General features: G+C 52.7%; 13 protein-coding genes. 10 read left to right on the top strand and 3 right to left on the bottom strand.

What is annotated here, in order from left to right; genetic code table 11:
- The first annotated feature begins 787 nt into the window (after window positions 1–787).
- From parA to J1779_RS17470, 8 genes are all read left to right on the top strand, one after another.
- The gene (parA, locus tag J1779_RS17505) at window positions 788–1,414 is read left to right on the top strand and encodes a ParA family partition ATPase (RefSeq protein ID WP_056779683.1); all 627 of its coding nucleotides are present in this window, start codon (window positions 788–790) and stop codon (window positions 1,412–1,414) included.
- Entirely contained in the window at window positions 1,411–1,620 is a 210-nt protein-coding gene (locus tag J1779_RS17500; RefSeq protein ID WP_056779680.1) for a plasmid partition protein ParG, read from the top strand. Before parA ends, J1779_RS17500 begins: the two co-directional genes overlap by 4 nt.
- Before the next feature lie 1,389 nt (window positions 1,621–3,009).
- On the top strand, window positions 3,010–3,996 hold the full coding sequence (locus J1779_RS17495; RefSeq protein WP_056779676.1) for a replication initiation protein: 987 nt from the start codon (window positions 3,010–3,012) through the stop codon (window positions 3,994–3,996).
- 390 nt (window positions 3,997–4,386) lie between these two features.
- Window positions 4,387–6,006, top strand: a complete 1,620-nt coding sequence (locus J1779_RS17490; RefSeq protein ID WP_238485211.1) for an ABC transporter substrate-binding protein — start codon at window positions 4,387–4,389, stop codon at window positions 6,004–6,006.
- Between the two features lie 51 nt (window positions 6,007–6,057).
- Complete coding sequence (locus tag J1779_RS17485; RefSeq protein WP_056780137.1) at window positions 6,058–7,017, top strand: ABC transporter permease; 960 nt, start codon at window positions 6,058–6,060, stop codon at window positions 7,015–7,017.
- A complete protein-coding gene (gene opp4C, locus J1779_RS17480; RefSeq protein ID WP_056779667.1) occupies window positions 7,017–7,964 on the top strand; it encodes an oligopeptide ABC transporter permease in 948 nt (315 codons plus the stop codon). Before J1779_RS17485 ends, opp4C begins: the two co-directional genes overlap by 1 nt.
- The gene (locus J1779_RS17475; RefSeq protein ID WP_217204376.1) at window positions 7,961–8,965 is read left to right on the top strand and encodes an ABC transporter ATP-binding protein; all 1,005 of its coding nucleotides are present in this window, start codon (window positions 7,961–7,963) and stop codon (window positions 8,963–8,965) included. Before opp4C ends, J1779_RS17475 begins: the two co-directional genes overlap by 4 nt.
- Window positions 8,962–9,927 carry an ABC transporter ATP-binding protein gene (locus J1779_RS17470; RefSeq protein ID WP_056779662.1) on the top strand — a complete coding sequence of 322 codons (966 nt, stop codon included), beginning with the start codon at window positions 8,962–8,964 and terminating at the stop codon, window positions 9,925–9,927. The genes J1779_RS17475 and J1779_RS17470 overlap by 4 nt, the downstream gene beginning before the upstream one ends.
- 18 nt (window positions 9,928–9,945) lie before the next feature.
- Here the strand turns inward: J1779_RS17470 and J1779_RS17465 are convergent, their stop codons facing one another.
- Window positions 9,946–10,869, bottom strand: a complete 924-nt coding sequence (locus J1779_RS17465) for a LysR family transcriptional regulator (RefSeq protein WP_183849351.1) — start codon at window positions 10,867–10,869, stop codon at window positions 9,946–9,948.
- Window positions 10,870–11,027: 158 nt separating this feature from the next.
- Between J1779_RS17465 and J1779_RS17460 the strand changes: the two genes are divergently transcribed.
- Entirely contained in the window at window positions 11,028–11,900 is an 873-nt protein-coding gene (locus J1779_RS17460) for a fumarylacetoacetate hydrolase family protein (RefSeq protein ID WP_056779655.1), read from the top strand.
- Between the two features lie 6 nt (window positions 11,901–11,906).
- Here J1779_RS17460 and J1779_RS17455 read toward each other — a convergent pair whose 3' ends face one another.
- Window positions 11,907–13,307, bottom strand: coding sequence for a PTS transporter subunit EIIC (locus J1779_RS17455; RefSeq protein ID WP_217204427.1), 1,401 nt, complete (start codon window positions 13,305–13,307; stop codon window positions 11,907–11,909).
- Window positions 13,308–13,630: 323 nt separating this feature from the next.
- Here J1779_RS17455 and J1779_RS17450 point away from each other — a divergent pair, with 323 nt between their 5' ends.
- Entirely contained in the window at window positions 13,631–14,830 is a 1,200-nt protein-coding gene (locus J1779_RS17450) for an enolase C-terminal domain-like protein (protein WP_217204375.1), read from the top strand.
- Here J1779_RS17450 and J1779_RS17445 read toward each other — a convergent pair.
- A complete protein-coding gene (locus J1779_RS17445; RefSeq protein ID WP_217204374.1) occupies window positions 14,827–15,537 on the bottom strand; it encodes a GntR family transcriptional regulator in 711 nt (236 codons plus the stop codon). The two genes, J1779_RS17450 and J1779_RS17445, sit on opposite strands and share 4 nt — an antisense overlap.
- Window positions 15,538–15,587: the final 50 nt, after the last annotated feature.

Raw genomic sequence — 15,587 nt, 5'->3', positions numbered from 1 at the left:
AATGGAATCCTGCCATCCTGACAATGCTGTGATTTCGTGTATCCCTGCATTCCTGCATCCTGAAATCTTAGCATCCTGTTGTGCTGTGAACCCCGGATAGGCTGATCACAGAATCACATGATAACCAAATCCTGACATCCCATAAGGATGGAAGTATAAGATTGCAGGATGACGGATTCATGGATTGCTGCATCACAGAATCATGAAACCTCAGGATAATAGAATCCCCACACTCCCAGAATCCTGCCATTCAATAATCACAGGATAGTGAGATAGTGAGATAGTGAGATAGTGAGATAGTGAGATAGTGAGATAGTGAGATAGTGAGATAGTGAGATAGTGAGATAGTGAGATAGTGAGAGCGTAACGGTTCCGTTTTGTCTGTCCAGACTAATTTAGAGGTTAGGAAATCTTTGCCTGTGAAAGTAAGGAGACTCCTGATCACATTGAACATCCGAGAATTGTGGAATTACATCATCCTGAGATTTCGTGATTCTGAAATCCTTGCATCATAAAATCTTTGCAACCTGTGATAACAACAAATCTCTTTTCAACCTTACGCCTGAGCGCAAACCTTAGAATTCTATAATCCTGTAATCACAAGATTGTAAAATTCGATAATCCTTAAATATTGTAATCCCTGGATACAAACCTTATAGTATCACCTCAATCCTGTGATTCATGGATTAGTAAATCTCAGAATCCTATGATTACAATATTTTTGAATCCTGAAATCTTAGCATTTTAGGATGCAAGCAACTTACCGACGCTTCATCAAGAGGATGTTATGGCAGCGAAAATTATTTCCTTCCTGAACGGGAAGGGCGGGGTAGGGAAGACCACGACCTCCATTAACATTGCTACCTGTCTTGCAAGACAAGGTCATAAGGTCGTGATGGTCGATACCGACCCACAGGGAAGCATCAGTAACTGGTACGATGATAGCAAATGTCAGTTCGATCTGGCCGAAGCAGCATCTGAGAAAGAAGTCTATACCGTACGTAAGCAGTTGAAGGAATATGATTACGTCGTCATTGATGGGGCAGCGGCAATCTCTGCAATCTCATCGGCTGCGGTGATGGTCAGTGATTTAGTGCTGATCCCCGTGACACCGTCACCTTTAGACTTTGCAGCTTGTGGCGCAATCCTGGCCGTCGTTGAAGCCCGTGAAAACCTTCAGCCCGTTATTGCTCGTTTCCTGATCACCAAAAAAGTCGCCTCGGCAAAAATGCTGGAAGTCCTTAAAGCATCCATCGCTGACACTGGCGTGCCTGCGTTACGCACCGGCACCACTCAGCGCCAGGTTTACATTCGCACCATGATGGATGGCGGTACCGTTTTCGATACGACAGATGGTAACGCAAAGGGTGAGATAGAAATTATGACCAAAGAAATCACGGAGTTGTTGAAATGAAAATGAAACTTGGGCAGCACAGACAGCTGACTACCGCACTGGACGCCGTAGCAAAGCCACCCGCTTCAGTGAAAAAACTGCAAACCAATATCGATGAAGAGTTACATCGCCGGTTTAAGACCAGCTGTTTCCTGCAAGATCGTGAAATGAAAGACGTGCTGACGGAATTAATCCAAGGCTGGCTTATCAATAACGAACGTTCGTGATCTGAAGAGTTATGCCGGAGCGGGTCTGCGACAAGATCCGTTCTGGCAGATCCTCTCTCAACCCACTGACAGAATGACACTTTCCCTTCCGCCTTATCCTTTCCTGAAGCCCCTTTGCACGGTTTAGAAGATCCAAAGATCAAATAGTCTTTTGTTTCTTTTTTAAGTTTAGATCTTTCTCTTTAAGACATGTTTTTCACTAGATAAATTAGCAGGTTACAAGCGCTATCGTGGAGAGTTTTCCTGTCTGCGGTGGAGATCGTTCCTGTTAGATGTGGATCCTTTTCATGATCAATGTAGAGCTTTTTCCTGTGGATAATTTCTTTAGGGATCAGATAATTATCAGCGTGGAGAGATTTTCTGTTGATATCTTGCTGTGGCAGGTGTGCGTACGCTCATTCTAACGTTTCTCCGGCTAACTTACTGCCAGAAAGCGTTTTTCCTCAAGGGTGGACACATTTCCTGATCCCCGCACAATCCCTCATATGTGGAATAATTTCCTGTGACAGCGTCACGTTACCCTTTTTATGTCACTTTTGGATCCCATTACCAGCTGCGGCAGGGGATCGGCATCAGATTTTTCACAGCAAATGAGCATATGTGGAAAGATTATCTGATCCCTGCGGGAGCATATGTGGAAGGATTATCTGATCTTAACCCGCCTGCGTTAGTCACTCGCGTATTTATCACCTCATATAAATCAATGAGTTAGACAATAAGTGACAATGTCACACGACGATATGTGGAGACATTATCTGATCATTCACGCGCAATGAGTGCTGAACAGCGTGCTCTGTAGCGCCGGTTTTATCGGACAGGTGGAGAGATTTCCTGATCCCTTCACAGTCTTTATGTGGAAACTTTTCCTGTGATCCCCGGAATCGCCAAATGTGGAGACATTTCCTTGTCTGATGATCGCTTTGCCATACATGTGGAAAGATTATCTGATCCCACGACGACGCATATGTGGAGTTTTTTCCTGTTCAGGGGAGGGAGGAGGGCGATCCGACGGGGCTGTATGAAGTGAGAGACGGGTCACACATTGATTTCGTACGATTATTCACCAGAGCAAACGCTAATGTGGAAAGATTATCTGTAGTCACGGGGCGGATTTCAGGTGTTAGGGCGTAAAGTCTCGGGGATCTGGCGGGTTGACCGACGTGTGCTTATGTGGAGTTATTTCCTGTAAAAAGAGTGATGATCCAACATGTTAAAAAAAGGATCCTTGCCTGTTCTGAAATCAATATGTGGAGATTTTTCCTGATCACACTTTTCGGATCCTTTGCTAATCCATTGAAATTAAATGAATAAATAACCCCTGTTTTTACTTTACGTCGGCATTTTTTATGTGGAATAATTTACCTACTTTCCACCTATGGATCCTGCTACATGGAACTGAATAAACTGACCGTAGTTCAGGGGAACGATCTTCTGGAAGGCGCTTACAGCGTCACTCTGGATGAAATGCGCCTGCTGAACCTGGCTCTGGCTCAAATTGATAGCAGGAAACCGCAACCAGACACGTTGTATCGCCTCTTCCCGCAGGATTATCAGCGGATCTACGGGGTGAACCCGACCAGCAGCCACCGGCAGCTGCGTGAAGCGGCGGAAAGCCTGATGAAAAAACCGGTGACGATCTACAAACCCGATGTCAAAACCGGCAAGGTTCGCACCGTCCAGTTATCCTGGTTCTCACGTCTCGAGTATGTGAGTAGTGACGATCACAGTGCAGTGGTGTTGCGGTTCGGCCAGGACGTTGCGCCGTATCTCTATGAACTTAAAGAATCTTTTACCAAACTGAATTTTGCGAACATCGCCAAACTGGATACGCCGTTCTCGGTGCGACTCTACGGGTGGTTAATCAAAGCCAAGAACCTCTACGGGCGTCGCAGCGGCAAAGCCATCGAAGTGACCCTGGATCTCAACTGGATGCGCGAGAAGGCCGGTTTGGCGGGCAAATACGAGGACTATCGTGACTTCCGCCAGAAGCTGCTTGAACCGACGATCAACCGGATCAACGCCAACACCGATATCTCCGTCGTCTGGGAGCCAGTCAAGCAGGGCAGAACCGTTGTATCGATCAAGTTCGCGTATGTGGACGAGTCCGCGCCAGAAGCCAGCAAACCGCTGCGTCCGCGCTTACCACGCCGTCCGCGGGCCGTGGCAGGCTCTGCGCTGGAAGGTGAGTGGGCACGCCGTTGTATCGCCATCTTTGAAGAGTATCGCGATAAACTCAGCGCGTACGATGTGGAAGAGAAGGCCACGCTGCCGGATCTGCGCAAGTTATCTGGCTGGTACAAGATGATCGGCGAGAAGAACAAGCAAAAAGAGATCCTCGCTGAAGTCAGCGCCCGCAGCAAGAAAGCCGCTGCCTGATTGCCTTAACAATAAATAAAAATGAACGGCGTATCTTCATCAGATACGCCGTTTTTCTTTGGGAAAAACACCGGCGGGCAGGAGGCCGATCCACATCCCGCAAGCCCTAATAAGTGAGTGAGTGCTTACTGGGTGATATCAGGAAATCTTTCCACATTACCCGTTTTGGTGGCTTTAACAGCAAGCTTTGTAAAAGCTATAAGGCATACTATTTCGTTGTTAGACAAGGCCAAACCGCATCCTTACTCTTTGTCATGTTTTGTAAACCGTTTGCACACTCATGATGAGGGATCTCTTTTGGCTACGTTATTACGCTCTGCACTCGCGCCAGCTGCAACACGCGCGCGCCGTACTGCTTCTTTTAAAATTGCATTGCTGGCCAGCGCCGTGATGCTGTCCTCTTTCGCATTCGCTGATGATGTTTTAAAAGAAGGCATCACCCCGGCCACCGATGCCAGCCAGGTGCCTGCGGCGGCGAAACTGCGCACGGACACGGTGATCGCCGGGATCTCCGAACCTCAGGGGATTTTTAACCCGTACTTCTTCGTTAATGGCTGGGATGAAAACGTCACGAACGTGATTTTCGCCCGTCTGATCGACTGGGACAGCCAGGGCAAACTGGTTCCTGGTCTGGCGCAGAGCTGGACCGTGAGCCCGGATGGCAAAACCTATACCATTAAACTGCGCCCGGATCTGAAGTTCAGCGATGGTTCGCCGCTGACCGCCGAAGACGTCGCGTTTACGCTGACGGTGCTGTATGACCCGAAATACGATGGTGATACCGATATCACGCTGGCACACATTGCCGGAGGTGATGAATACAAACAGGGCAAAGCCGACAGCGTGAGCGGCCTGAAAGTGGTGGATCCTCTGACGTTGCAGGTTAACACCACGCAACCGGGCGCCACCACGCTGCAAAAGATCGGCGGGCCGGTGCTCTCCAAAGCCTATTACGGCAAAGGCTATCAGCGCGGAAATCTCGATACGCTGCGCACGCTTCACGGCAAACCGCTGGGCAACGGCCCGTATGTGTATGACAAATACATTCCGGGGCAGGAGATCCGCTTCCACGCCAACGCCAACTACTATCGCGGCGTTCCGCCAACGCCCCGCTTTATCTATCGTGTGACGAATCCGTCAACTAACTTCCAGCTGTTCCAGACCGGCGATACCGATTATGACGCGTTCACTTCACGTCCGGATGATATCGAACAGCTGAAAATGCTCGGCTTCGCCAACATCAATCTGTACGGATCCAGCGATTACAGCAAGATTGAATTTAACGTCCGTCGCCCGGCTTTGCAGGATGTGAAAGTGCGTCAGGCGCTGATTTACGGGCTGGATCGGCAGAAATTGATCGACGTGGTGTATCAGGGTTACGGCACCGTGGCGGTTGAGCCGATCGCGCCGATCTCCTGGGCGTACAACACTGACGGCGTGAACCCGTACAAATTCGATCCGGCACAGGCGAAAAAATTACTGGATGAAGCGGGCTGGAAGGTCGGCGGTGACGGGATCCGCGTGAAAGACGGTAAACGTCTCGAACTGACGCTGCTGGTCAGCAAAAAAGTGCTTAATGATGCGCTGATCCCGATTGCGAAAGAAGACTATCAGAAGATTGGCGTCCTGCTGAAACCGCAGGTGGTGGACTTCAACGCCCTGATGTCACAGCGTAAAGCGGGCAACTACGATCTGGCGTCGTTCAGCACCAGCACGCTTAACGATCCGCACGATGGCGTGTGGGATTACTACAGCACCGAGGCGACTGAATCGGGCTACAACAATCCTCAGGTCGATAAGCTGATCAACGAAGGGAACGCCACGCTGGATATCGAAAAGCGTAAGCCTATCTACCACGAGCTGTACAAGGTGCTGGCAAACGATCCGCCGGTGATCCTGCTCGGCAACCGTAAAATCCTTTCCGCCAGCAGCGCCCGCGTGACCGGTTTTAAACCGGATATCTATAACGGCCTGACCGGCAGTCTGCCGGACGTCAAAATCGTCAAATAATCAGAAATAACGATGCTGCCGGGCTATTCCGGCAGCTTCAATGAGAAAGTCATGAGAAATTTCATTCTGCGTCGTTTGCTTCAAACCATTCCGATGTTGTTCCTCGCTTCGCTGCTCATCTTCATGCTGTTTGCCAAAACGCCGGGCGATTTTATCGATGGCAATATCACGCTGACCGCGCAACGTGCTGCTGAACTGAAAGCCTTATACGGCCTGGATCAACCGCTGCTCAGCCGCTATCTGCACTGGCTGGGCAATCTGCTGCGCGGCGATCTGGGCTTTTCGCTGCAATATCAGATCCCCGTCAGTCAGCTGCTGAACCAGTACATCTGGAATTCGTTCCTGCTCGCGGCCATTGCGATGGTGTTGTACTGGGGGATCGCGCTGGCGGTCGGCATTGTCTCGGCGATGAAGCCGTATTCTTTGTTCGATCACGTGGTGAGCGTGGTTATCTTCGCCGCGATGTCCTTCCCGACGTTTTTCCTTTGCCTGCTGCTGATCAAATGGTTCGCCGTTGATCTGCACTGGTTGCCGGTGGGCGGCATGACCAATACCGGCAGCGATGCCACAGGCTGGGCGTGGGTGATGCAGGTGGCCGCGCATCTGGTGTTGCCAGTCTTGGCCCTGGTGATGCTGCAGGCGGGCAGCCTGACGCGTTATTTCCGCGCCAGCATGCTGGACGTCGTGCGCATGGATTTCATCCGTACTGCACGCGCCAAAGGGTTGCGTGAGCGCACCGTTATCCTGAAGCACGCGCTGAGAAACGCGCTGCTGCCGATTATCACCTTGCTGGGGTTTGAGCTGCCGGGGCTGTTTTCCGGGGCGCTTATCACTGAAAAAGTCTTTAACTGGCCGGGGGCAGGGCACATTCATATTGATTCGCTGGCGGCGCGTGATTACCCGGTTCTGATGGGATTCACCCTGTTTCTGGCGGTATTAACCATTCTTGGCAATCTGATTGCCGACGTGCTGTATGCGTGGGCTGACCCGCGCATTCGTGTGAGGTCGTGATGTTTGGCTCTTTATTCTCAACCCAACGCCGCCTGCGCGAAGCGCACATTCCGGTGCTGGCACAGGTGACACCGTCACCGTGGCGGCAGGCCTGGCGGGCGTTGCGCCAGAACCGTCTGGCGATGTTTTGTCTGGTTCTGCTGCTGGTGATGGCGGTCTGGTGCATAGTGGGCCCTTACTATTCTCCCTGGCAGGATGACGCCACGGACGCGCTGATGATCAACAAAGCGCCCAATGCAGAGCACTGGCTGGGCACCGATTTCCTCGGGCGCGATGTCTATACGCGACTGCTGCTGGCGGGGCGTATCTCACTGATTATCGGCATGTTAACCATGCTGCTTTCCGTCACGCTCGGTTATCTGATGGGCGCGGTATCCGGCTATGTCGGCGGTATCACCGATAAGATCATCATGCGGTTTGCCGATCTGGTGATGACCATTCCCAGCCTGCCGCTGCTGATCGTGATGGGCGCGATGCTGTCTGAAATGGATTTTTCGCCGGATTCCCGCGTGTACATGGTGATCGTCATGCTCAGTTTGCTTGAATGGCCGAAACTGGCGCGTCTGGTGCGCGGGCAAATTCTCTCCCTGCGCGAACGCGATTTCATGCTGGCGACGCAGGTGCTCGGGCTCTCCCCGCGCCGTCGCCTGTTCGGCCATTTGCTCCCAAATACCGTACCCATTCTGGTGGTGATGGCGACGATGGCCGTGGCAAACGCCATTCTCAGCGAATCTGCGCTCAGTTATCTGGGTCTGGGCGTGGTGCCGCCAACGCCGTCGTGGGGAAATATGATGGATGCGGCCAACAGCCTGATCGATTTCCAGCGTCGTCCGTGGCTATGGATGCCGCCGGGTGTGGCGATTTTTATTACGGTGATTGCGATTAACGTGCTGGGCGATGGCCTGCGTGACGCGCTCGATCCTAAACTGAAACGGAGCAAAAAATGACGCCACCCTTAATCCGTTTTAACCAGCTTTCCCTGTCATTTTCCAGCGATCAGGGTCGCGTGCGCGCCGTGCAGGATGTGACGTTTGACGTTCAGCCCGGTCAGACGGTCGGCATTGTCGGTGAATCCGGCTGCGGAAAAAGCGTCACGGCGATGTCGCTGATGGGGCTGTTGCCGCCACAGGCTGCGCGTATCGATGGCGGCGAGATCCTGTTTCAGGGGCGCGACTTACTCAAACTGCGGCCTTCGCAGATGGCCGATTTACGCGGCAATGAGCTGGCGATGATCTTCCAGGAGCCGATGACGGCACTGAACCCGGTGCTGACTCTCGGTGAACAGCTGGTCGAGCCGCTTATCCGCCATCTCGGTGAATCACCGAAATCAGCGTGGGCACAGGCAACGCAGATGATCACCAACGTCGGGCTGGCGCGGGCGGAAAGCCTGATGAAAAGTTATCCGCATCAGCTTTCCGGCGGCATGTTGCAGCGCATCATGATTGCGATGGCGCTGAGCTGTAAGCCGCAGTTGCTGATCGCCGATGAACCGACCACCGCGCTGGACGTCACCGTGCAGGCGCAGATCCTGCGCTTACTGCGTGAACAGGCGCAAAAAAATCATATGGCGCTGATGCTGATCACCCACGATTTGGGCGTGATCGCGCAGATGGCCGATCACGTGGTGGTGATGTACGCCGGTAAAATTGTCGAACAGGGCGCGACCGCACAAGTGCTGCGCAATCCGCTGCACCCTTACACTCAGGGGCTGATCGCTTCCCGACCGACGCCGGGCGAGCGCCGCCGCCGTTTATACTCTATTCCCGGTCAGGTGCCGGATCTGGCCGCGCTTCCGCCTTACTGCGCATTTACCGAGCGTTGTTCACGCGCCACGGAAAGATGCCGTCAGGGCATTCCGCCGCTGGAAGGGCAGTTCAGGCAGGCGGCGTGTTTTTACAGCGGGCTGAGTACGCCAGGTGAGACGAAAAACAGGGAGCTGCAGCCATGAACGCTGACTATCTGATTGAAGTGGATGGCCTGAAAAAGTATTTCCCGATCCGCGACGGCGTGTTCGGTCAGGAAACCGGGCAACTGCGCGCCGTGGATGGCGTCAGTTTTAACATCCGCAAAGGCACGATTTTTGGACTGGTGGGTGAATCTGGCAGTGGCAAAACCACCGTCGGGCGCACCCTGCTGGGGCTGTATGACAAAACGGCGGGCAGCGTGAAGTTTCGTGGCGAAGACCTGCACGGCCTGAAGCCGAAACAACTGAAAGCGCTGCGCCCGAAAATTCAGCTGGTGTTTCAGGATCCCTACAGTTCGCTCAACCCGCGCATCCGCATTGGTGATGCCATCGGCGAAGCGATGCTGGAACATAAGCTGTGTACGCGGGCGCAACTGCACGGGAAAGTGACGGAGGTGATGAAAATTTGCGGCCTGTCGCCGCTGCATTACAACCGCTTCCCGCACGAGTTCTCAGGCGGTCAGCGCCAGCGTATCGGCATCGCCCGCGCGCTGATCCTGCAACCGGATTTCATTATTGCCGACGAACCGATTTCCGCGCTGGACGTGTCAATTCAGGCGCAGATCATCAATTTGTTCTCGGATTTACGTGACGATCACGGCGTAACATTTCTGTTTATCTCGCACGATCTCGGGGTGGTGGAACACCTGTGTGATGACGTGGCGGTGATGTATCTCGGCCAGTTAGTGGAAACCGCCAGCCGCGATGCGCTGTTTCGCCAGCCTCTGCATCCTTATACGCAGGCGCTGCTGGCGGCAGTGCCGACGCTTGATCCTGACAGTGAACCGGTGGCGATGGTCAGCGGGGAAATTCCGGATCCGTCAAAACCGCCCGCCGGTTGTCGTTTCCACACCCGTTGCCCGCACGCCATAGCCCGTTGCCGGGAGGCCATTCCGGCGTTACGTGAAGTGGAAAACGGTCACCGCGTGGCCTGCCATCTGGTGTAAACCCTTACCCGCCGGTATTTAGTCTTCCAGGATCCGGCGGGCTTCCATCTGCATTTTTTGCCCGACGCTTTTGGTCACGTCGATCACCTTTTGCGTGGCGGGGGAAAGAAAAGCACCCTCCAGCCAGGTGATGCCGACCCGGCGTTCCATCACTAACTGATCGTTATCGATACGGATCAGCCGCGACAGAAATTCTTCTTCCACCAGAATGTTCTCCGACAAAAAGCTCAGCAATCCGCTTTTCGCGATCAGCCCCGGCACCGAGGCCAGTGAACTGATTTCCACTTTAACGTCCGGTGGCGGGCAGTGATTTTCATAGAACATTTTATCCAGCCACTGACGCATCGAGACGGTTTTTGCCGGTAATATCCAGCCATAGCGGCTCAGTTCACGCAGGCTGGCGGGTTTACCGGCCAGCGGATGGTCGCGTGAGGCGGCGACGATCACCCGGTCTGCGGTCACCGGCAGCTGCACCACCGGGCTGTCGTAATTGACCAGTGGCCCGATGATCACGTCGATCGCATGACGTTCCAGCAAGGTAAAAAGCACGTCGTTCATGCCGATCTGGATTTCCAGTTTCATATTCGGCACCTGCGATTGCAGCATTTTGCAGATTTCAGGCAGTAAGAATTGCGTGGCAGAACCGGAGACGCCCACGCGAACGATGCCGCCCGCGCCGCTGCTCAGTTCATTCATGATTTCCCCAAGCTCCAGATAGGAACTTTGCAGCGCTAAACCACGCTGATAAAGCACCCGCCCCGCTTCGGTCAGTTCCAGCCCGCGACCTGCCCGTTTGAACAGTTTGATGTTCAGTTCTTTCTCTAAACGGGTGATGGATTTCGAAAGTGCAGGCTGAGTTATATTTAAATTTTGTGACGCAAGTCTCAAATTCATTATCTCTGCGGCTGTCACAAAATACTCTAAGTCTCTGTTATTTAACATTGATTCCTGAAATTCATCGATTTGATAATAAAATATAGTAGAAGGCATGAGAGGCAGGGTCAATAATCACGCCAACGTTGCGACGGGCAAGCCGTTTTCGCAACACGAACGCCAGCGAATTTACCTGTTTTAAGTAAAATAAGAATCTAAGTGCATCTATGAAAATTGTTAATTTCACCATCAATAAAGACCACACCAAAAGCTTCGGCATCTTTCAGGCACAGGGGATTGTCGACGTCGGCAGCCACTCAGGATGCCGGGATATTAACGAATTCATGGCACGCCATTCTCCTGAGGAGCTGCAACGCTACGTTGAGCTGCCAGCGGATCTTCAGCTGAACGACATCAGCTTCCTGCCGGTTATCGACCGTCCGGGCAAAATTTTCGGCGTGGGCATGAACTACGCGGAAAAGCGCAAAGAGTTTAACGAAACGAATCCGGCCCCCACGCTGTTTATCCGCTTTGCCGATTCTCAGGTCGGCCACAACGGCACCATCATCAAACCGGCTTCTTCAGAGCAGTTCGATTATGAAGGCGAACTGGCGATCATTATTGGCCGTACCGGCCGCAACATTTCCGCCGAAGACGCGCTGGATTATATCGCCGGTTACAGCTGCTATATGGATGGCTCGGTGCGTGACTGGCAGCATAAATGGTACACCGCCGGTAAAAACTGGCCGTCAACGGGCGCGTTTGGCCCGTGGATGGTGACGCCGGACGAAGTGGGTGATCCGCAAAATCTGAGCATCAAAACCTGGCTGAACGACCGGCTGGTGCAGGACGATACCACCGCCAATATGATCCATACCATTCCGCAAATCATCGCCTACATCAGCACCTTTACCCAGCTTTCGCCGGGCGATGTGATCATGACCGGTTCACCGGGCGGCGTTGGCAAAACCCGCGTTCCGCCGTTGTTCCTGCATGAGAATGACAAAATTGAAGTGGAAATTGAAAATATTGGCCGGTTGACCAATCTGATTGAGAACGAACCGCTGTCTGAGATTGCGCATTCAAAGACAGCGGCCTGACACGTCTCAGCGCGTTTGATTTACCAGAGGCACCCTTTGTTCGGTGCCTTTATTTTTGACTACCATCAGATAGGTCAGCGTAAACGACAGCCCCAGCGACAGCACCACACCCATCAGAATGTAGATAAAGTACGGGCCGATATAAGCGGGCAGGCTGAAAATGCTCGACAGAATATAGCCGTACAACCGCACGCCGAAGAACGCGATAAACGCCGACGCCACGGAACTGCTGATGGTGGTGGCGATAAAGGCTTTTTTGTAGCGCGTCAGCACGCCGAACAGTGCCGGTTCGGTGATCCCCAGCAGGCCGGAAATCGCCGCAGAGAGCACCACGGATTTCTGTTCGCGGGTTTTAACGTGGAAGTAAATCGCAAAGGTCGATCCCGCAATCGCCATGTTGGCCATAAACATCATCGGCATCAGCATGTCCCAGCCCTGATCGGTGAAGTTCTGCAAGGCAATTGGCGTCATCGCGTGATGCATCCCGGTGAGGATCGCCACCGGGCGGATCGCGCCGACAATAAATCCGGCAAACACCGCCGACACATCGAACAATCCCTGAATGCCAAACGCCAGCAACTTGCCGAGGTAAATCCCCGCCGGACCAATCAGCGTCAGCGACACCAGCGCGGCGATAAACAGGGTCAGCGTCGGGGTAAACACGGTTTTCAGCACGTCCGGCATGATTTTATCCACCCAGCGGTGGATGTAACTCAGCGCCAGCACCGAGAAAATCACCGGAATGACGCTCGCCGAATAGTTGAACACAGACACCGGCAGCACATCCATAAAGTACAGCGCGGTGGGTGCCCCGGCGGTATGGCTGGCGAGCGCTTTCGCCGCGTCCATCAGCGTCGGATACATCAGACAGGCGGCCACGGCGGCAGCCAGATACTCATTGGTTTTGAAGATCTTCGCCGCAGAAACGGCGAGGAAAAATGGCAGGAAGTAAAACACGCCGCTGGCGATCAAATCGATGATCATCACCGTTTCGCTTTTGGCTGATATCACTTTCAGGGCAATGAGTCCGGCCAGCAAACCTTTGATCATCCCCGCGCCCGCAATGGCCGGAACGATCGGGCCGAACACGCCGGAGACGGTATCCATGAACATCGACACCAGGCTTTTTCGTCCTTTTGTGGAAACATTTCCTGTTGCCGGATCGCCGTTAACGCTCACCGGATCCAGCTGCGAGACGATGGCCTCGTACCAGATATTCACCCTGGGTCCGATGATGATCTGTACCTGATCGCTCTGACTTTGTGCGCCGAGCACGCCGGACAGGTTTTTAATTTCCTCCCAGGCCACTTTATTTTCGTCGTGTAAATCAAAACGCAGACGGGTCATGCAATGCCAGACTTTATTGATATTTTCTGCACCGCCCACCAGTTTAATCACTGAATGCATTATTTCTGTATTCACCCTGAACCCCGCGACGACAAATTAATTATTCATTGTTAGATGGAAGGGGAGTGTAATGACGCGCCTTTTTAAAAACAAACCAATAAAACAGGATCTTCATCACAAAACTTCACTGCAAGGCACCATTTTCGTGCGTGTCAGTCAAATTGGTCTGTTTTTTAGTGATATTCAGCTGTGCTTTTAAACCAAAATAAAAGCCTCAATTTAAGGTTTACAAGCAGGCTAAAAATACGCTGAAATAACCCCAATACGAATATTCCCGCCGCCTTTTTTTTAAAACGGATCACGGTCTTTATTAAGGATTTATCATGCAGCCTGTGCTGATTACCAATATCGAATGTCAGATAACACGCCCGGATCGCCATAATTTAGTGGTGGTCAGAATTGAAACGGATCGTGGCGTTTTCGGCCTGGGCTGCGCGACGTTCCAGCAGCGTCCGCTGGCGGTCAAACTGATGGTGGATGAATACCTCAAACCGCTGCTAATGGGGCGCGATGCCAATCACATCGAAGATTTGTGGCAGATGATGATGGTGAACGCTTACTGGCGAAACGGGCCGGTGATCAACAACGCCATTGCGGGCATCGATATGGCGCTGTGGGATATCAAAGGCAAGCTGGCCAACATGCCGCTGTATCATCTGTTTGGCGGTAAATCGAAAGATGCGGTGACCGCCTACAGCCATGCGGCAGGTGAAACGCTGGAAGAACTGTTCGCTCAGGTGGACCGTTTACTGGCCGAAGGTTACCGGCATATCCGCTGTCAGTTGGGCTTCTACGGCGGCAATGCGCGTGATTTTCACAGTACCCGTGAACCGACCGCGGGCGCGTATTACGATCAGGATCAGTACATCGACAACACGCTGGCGATGTTCAAAGCGCTGCGTGAAAAGTACGGTCATCAGTTCCACATTCTGCATGACGTTCACGAACGGCTGTTCCCGCAACAGGCGGTGCAGTTCGCCAAAGCGGTGGAACAGTACCGGCCTTACTTTATCGAAGATATTCTGCCGCCGGATCAGAACGAATGGCTGGCGCAAATCCGCAGCCAGACCGCCGTACCGCTGGCGACCGGTGAGTTATTCAATAATCCGGCTGAATGGAAAGATCTGATTATCAACCGCCGGATCGATTTTATCCGCTGCCACGTTTCGCAAATCGGCGGCATCACACCGGCTTTAAAACTGGCGCATTTTTGCCAGAGTTTTGGCGTGCGCCTGGCGTGGCATTGCCCGCCGGACATGACCCCGATTGGTGCCGCTGTGAACACGCACCTGAATATTCATCTGCACAACGCGGCGATCCAGGAGTTTGTGGCGTATCCGGCCAACACGCAGCAGGTTTTCCCCGGCGCGCAGATGCCTGAAAACGGCTATTTTTATCCGAGAGAAGACGCGGGGATTGGCGTGGGCTTTAACCAGGAGGCCGCCGCAGAGTTTCCGGTGGTGTACCGGCCGCACGAATGGACGCAAAGCCGCCTGCCGGACGGCGTGATCCACACACCTTAAGTCTGGCGGAAGGCCAGATTGTCCTGATTAAACGGGATAACGTAGGTGCAGGAATAATCGATATCGATAATGTCGCTGAACGCGTAAACCTTGCCGCCCTGCAAAATGCCTCTGTTGGTAATGTGCATGGCGGCAATGCCTTTTTTGCATCCCAGGATCTGTGCCTGCTCTTTGCTGACTGTCACCGCCTGATAGCGGGTGAGGGAATGTGAAATCGCATAGCCTTTGCTCAGCACATATTGCTGGATAGAGTGTTCAATGGTCTTCTGATTCAGATCGCCAAATTCACTGGCCGGCATACGCGAATATTCAATCTGTACGTTACGCTGGCTGATGCGCCGCAAACGGGTGAACGCCCAGATAAAATCATCCGCAGTCAGATCGAAAACCTGTTGCTCTTCTTTGTCCGGCCGCCGCTTGTGCAGCTCCAGCATTTTGAAACTGATCTCAGCGAATTTCTTTTCGGTGATCGAGTTATATACCAGCGGATTGCTGCTGACGCCGGGGTTAATGTAAATCCCCGAGCCCTGTACAATATGCACCGCGCCAATACTCACCAGTTTTTCCAGCGCCTTGCGCACCGTAAAGCGCGACACCCCATATTCTTCCGCCAGCTGACGTTCCGGCGGCAACTTTTCCGGCAGTGATCCGCTGTGCTGATAAATTTTGCTCAGTAAATCCTGAGCGATAAATTCACTTTTCTTCATCGGCGCTTCTGTGAGATCGCAAAAACGATATTTGAACATGCGGCGGCGGG

Source organism: Rahnella rivi (genome assembly GCF_019049655.1).
GTDB lineage: Bacteria > Pseudomonadota > Gammaproteobacteria > Enterobacterales > Enterobacteriaceae > Rahnella > Rahnella rivi.
Note: the sequence above shows the minus strand (reverse complement) of the source record. Positions and strands in the feature narration are given on the sequence as shown.

Excerpts from the sequence above, each read along its gene's own strand:
- J1779_RS17460 (WP_056779655.1), top strand. The coding sequence starts at position 11,028 with ATGAAAATTGTTAATTTCACCATCAATAAAGACCACACCAAAAGCTTC.
- J1779_RS17450 (WP_217204375.1), top strand. The coding sequence starts at position 13,631 with ATGCAGCCTGTGCTGATTACCAATATCGAATGTCAGATAACACGCCCG.
- J1779_RS17455 (WP_217204427.1), bottom strand. The coding sequence starts at position 13,307 with ATGCATTCAGTGATTAAACTGGTGGGCGGTGCAGAAAATATCAATAAA.
- J1779_RS17500 (WP_056779680.1), top strand. The coding sequence starts at position 1,411 with ATGAAAATGAAACTTGGGCAGCACAGACAGCTGACTACCGCACTGGAC.
- opp4C (WP_056779667.1), top strand. The coding sequence starts at position 7,017 with ATGTTTGGCTCTTTATTCTCAACCCAACGCCGCCTGCGCGAAGCGCAC.
- J1779_RS17470 (WP_056779662.1), top strand. The coding sequence starts at position 8,962 with ATGAACGCTGACTATCTGATTGAAGTGGATGGCCTGAAAAAGTATTTC.
- J1779_RS17495 (WP_056779676.1), top strand. The coding sequence starts at position 3,010 with ATGGAACTGAATAAACTGACCGTAGTTCAGGGGAACGATCTTCTGGAA.
- J1779_RS17485 (WP_056780137.1), top strand. The coding sequence starts at position 6,058 with ATGAGAAATTTCATTCTGCGTCGTTTGCTTCAAACCATTCCGATGTTG.
- J1779_RS17475 (WP_217204376.1), top strand. The coding sequence starts at position 7,961 with ATGACGCCACCCTTAATCCGTTTTAACCAGCTTTCCCTGTCATTTTCC.
- parA (WP_056779683.1), top strand. The coding sequence starts at position 788 with ATGGCAGCGAAAATTATTTCCTTCCTGAACGGGAAGGGCGGGGTAGGG.
- J1779_RS17465 (WP_183849351.1), bottom strand. The coding sequence starts at position 10,869 with ATGTTAAATAACAGAGACTTAGAGTATTTTGTGACAGCCGCAGAGATA.
- J1779_RS17445 (WP_217204374.1), bottom strand. The coding sequence starts at position 15,537 with ATGAAGAAAAGTGAATTTATCGCTCAGGATTTACTGAGCAAAATTTAT.
- J1779_RS17490 (WP_238485211.1), top strand. The coding sequence starts at position 4,387 with ATGCTGTCCTCTTTCGCATTCGCTGATGATGTTTTAAAAGAAGGCATC.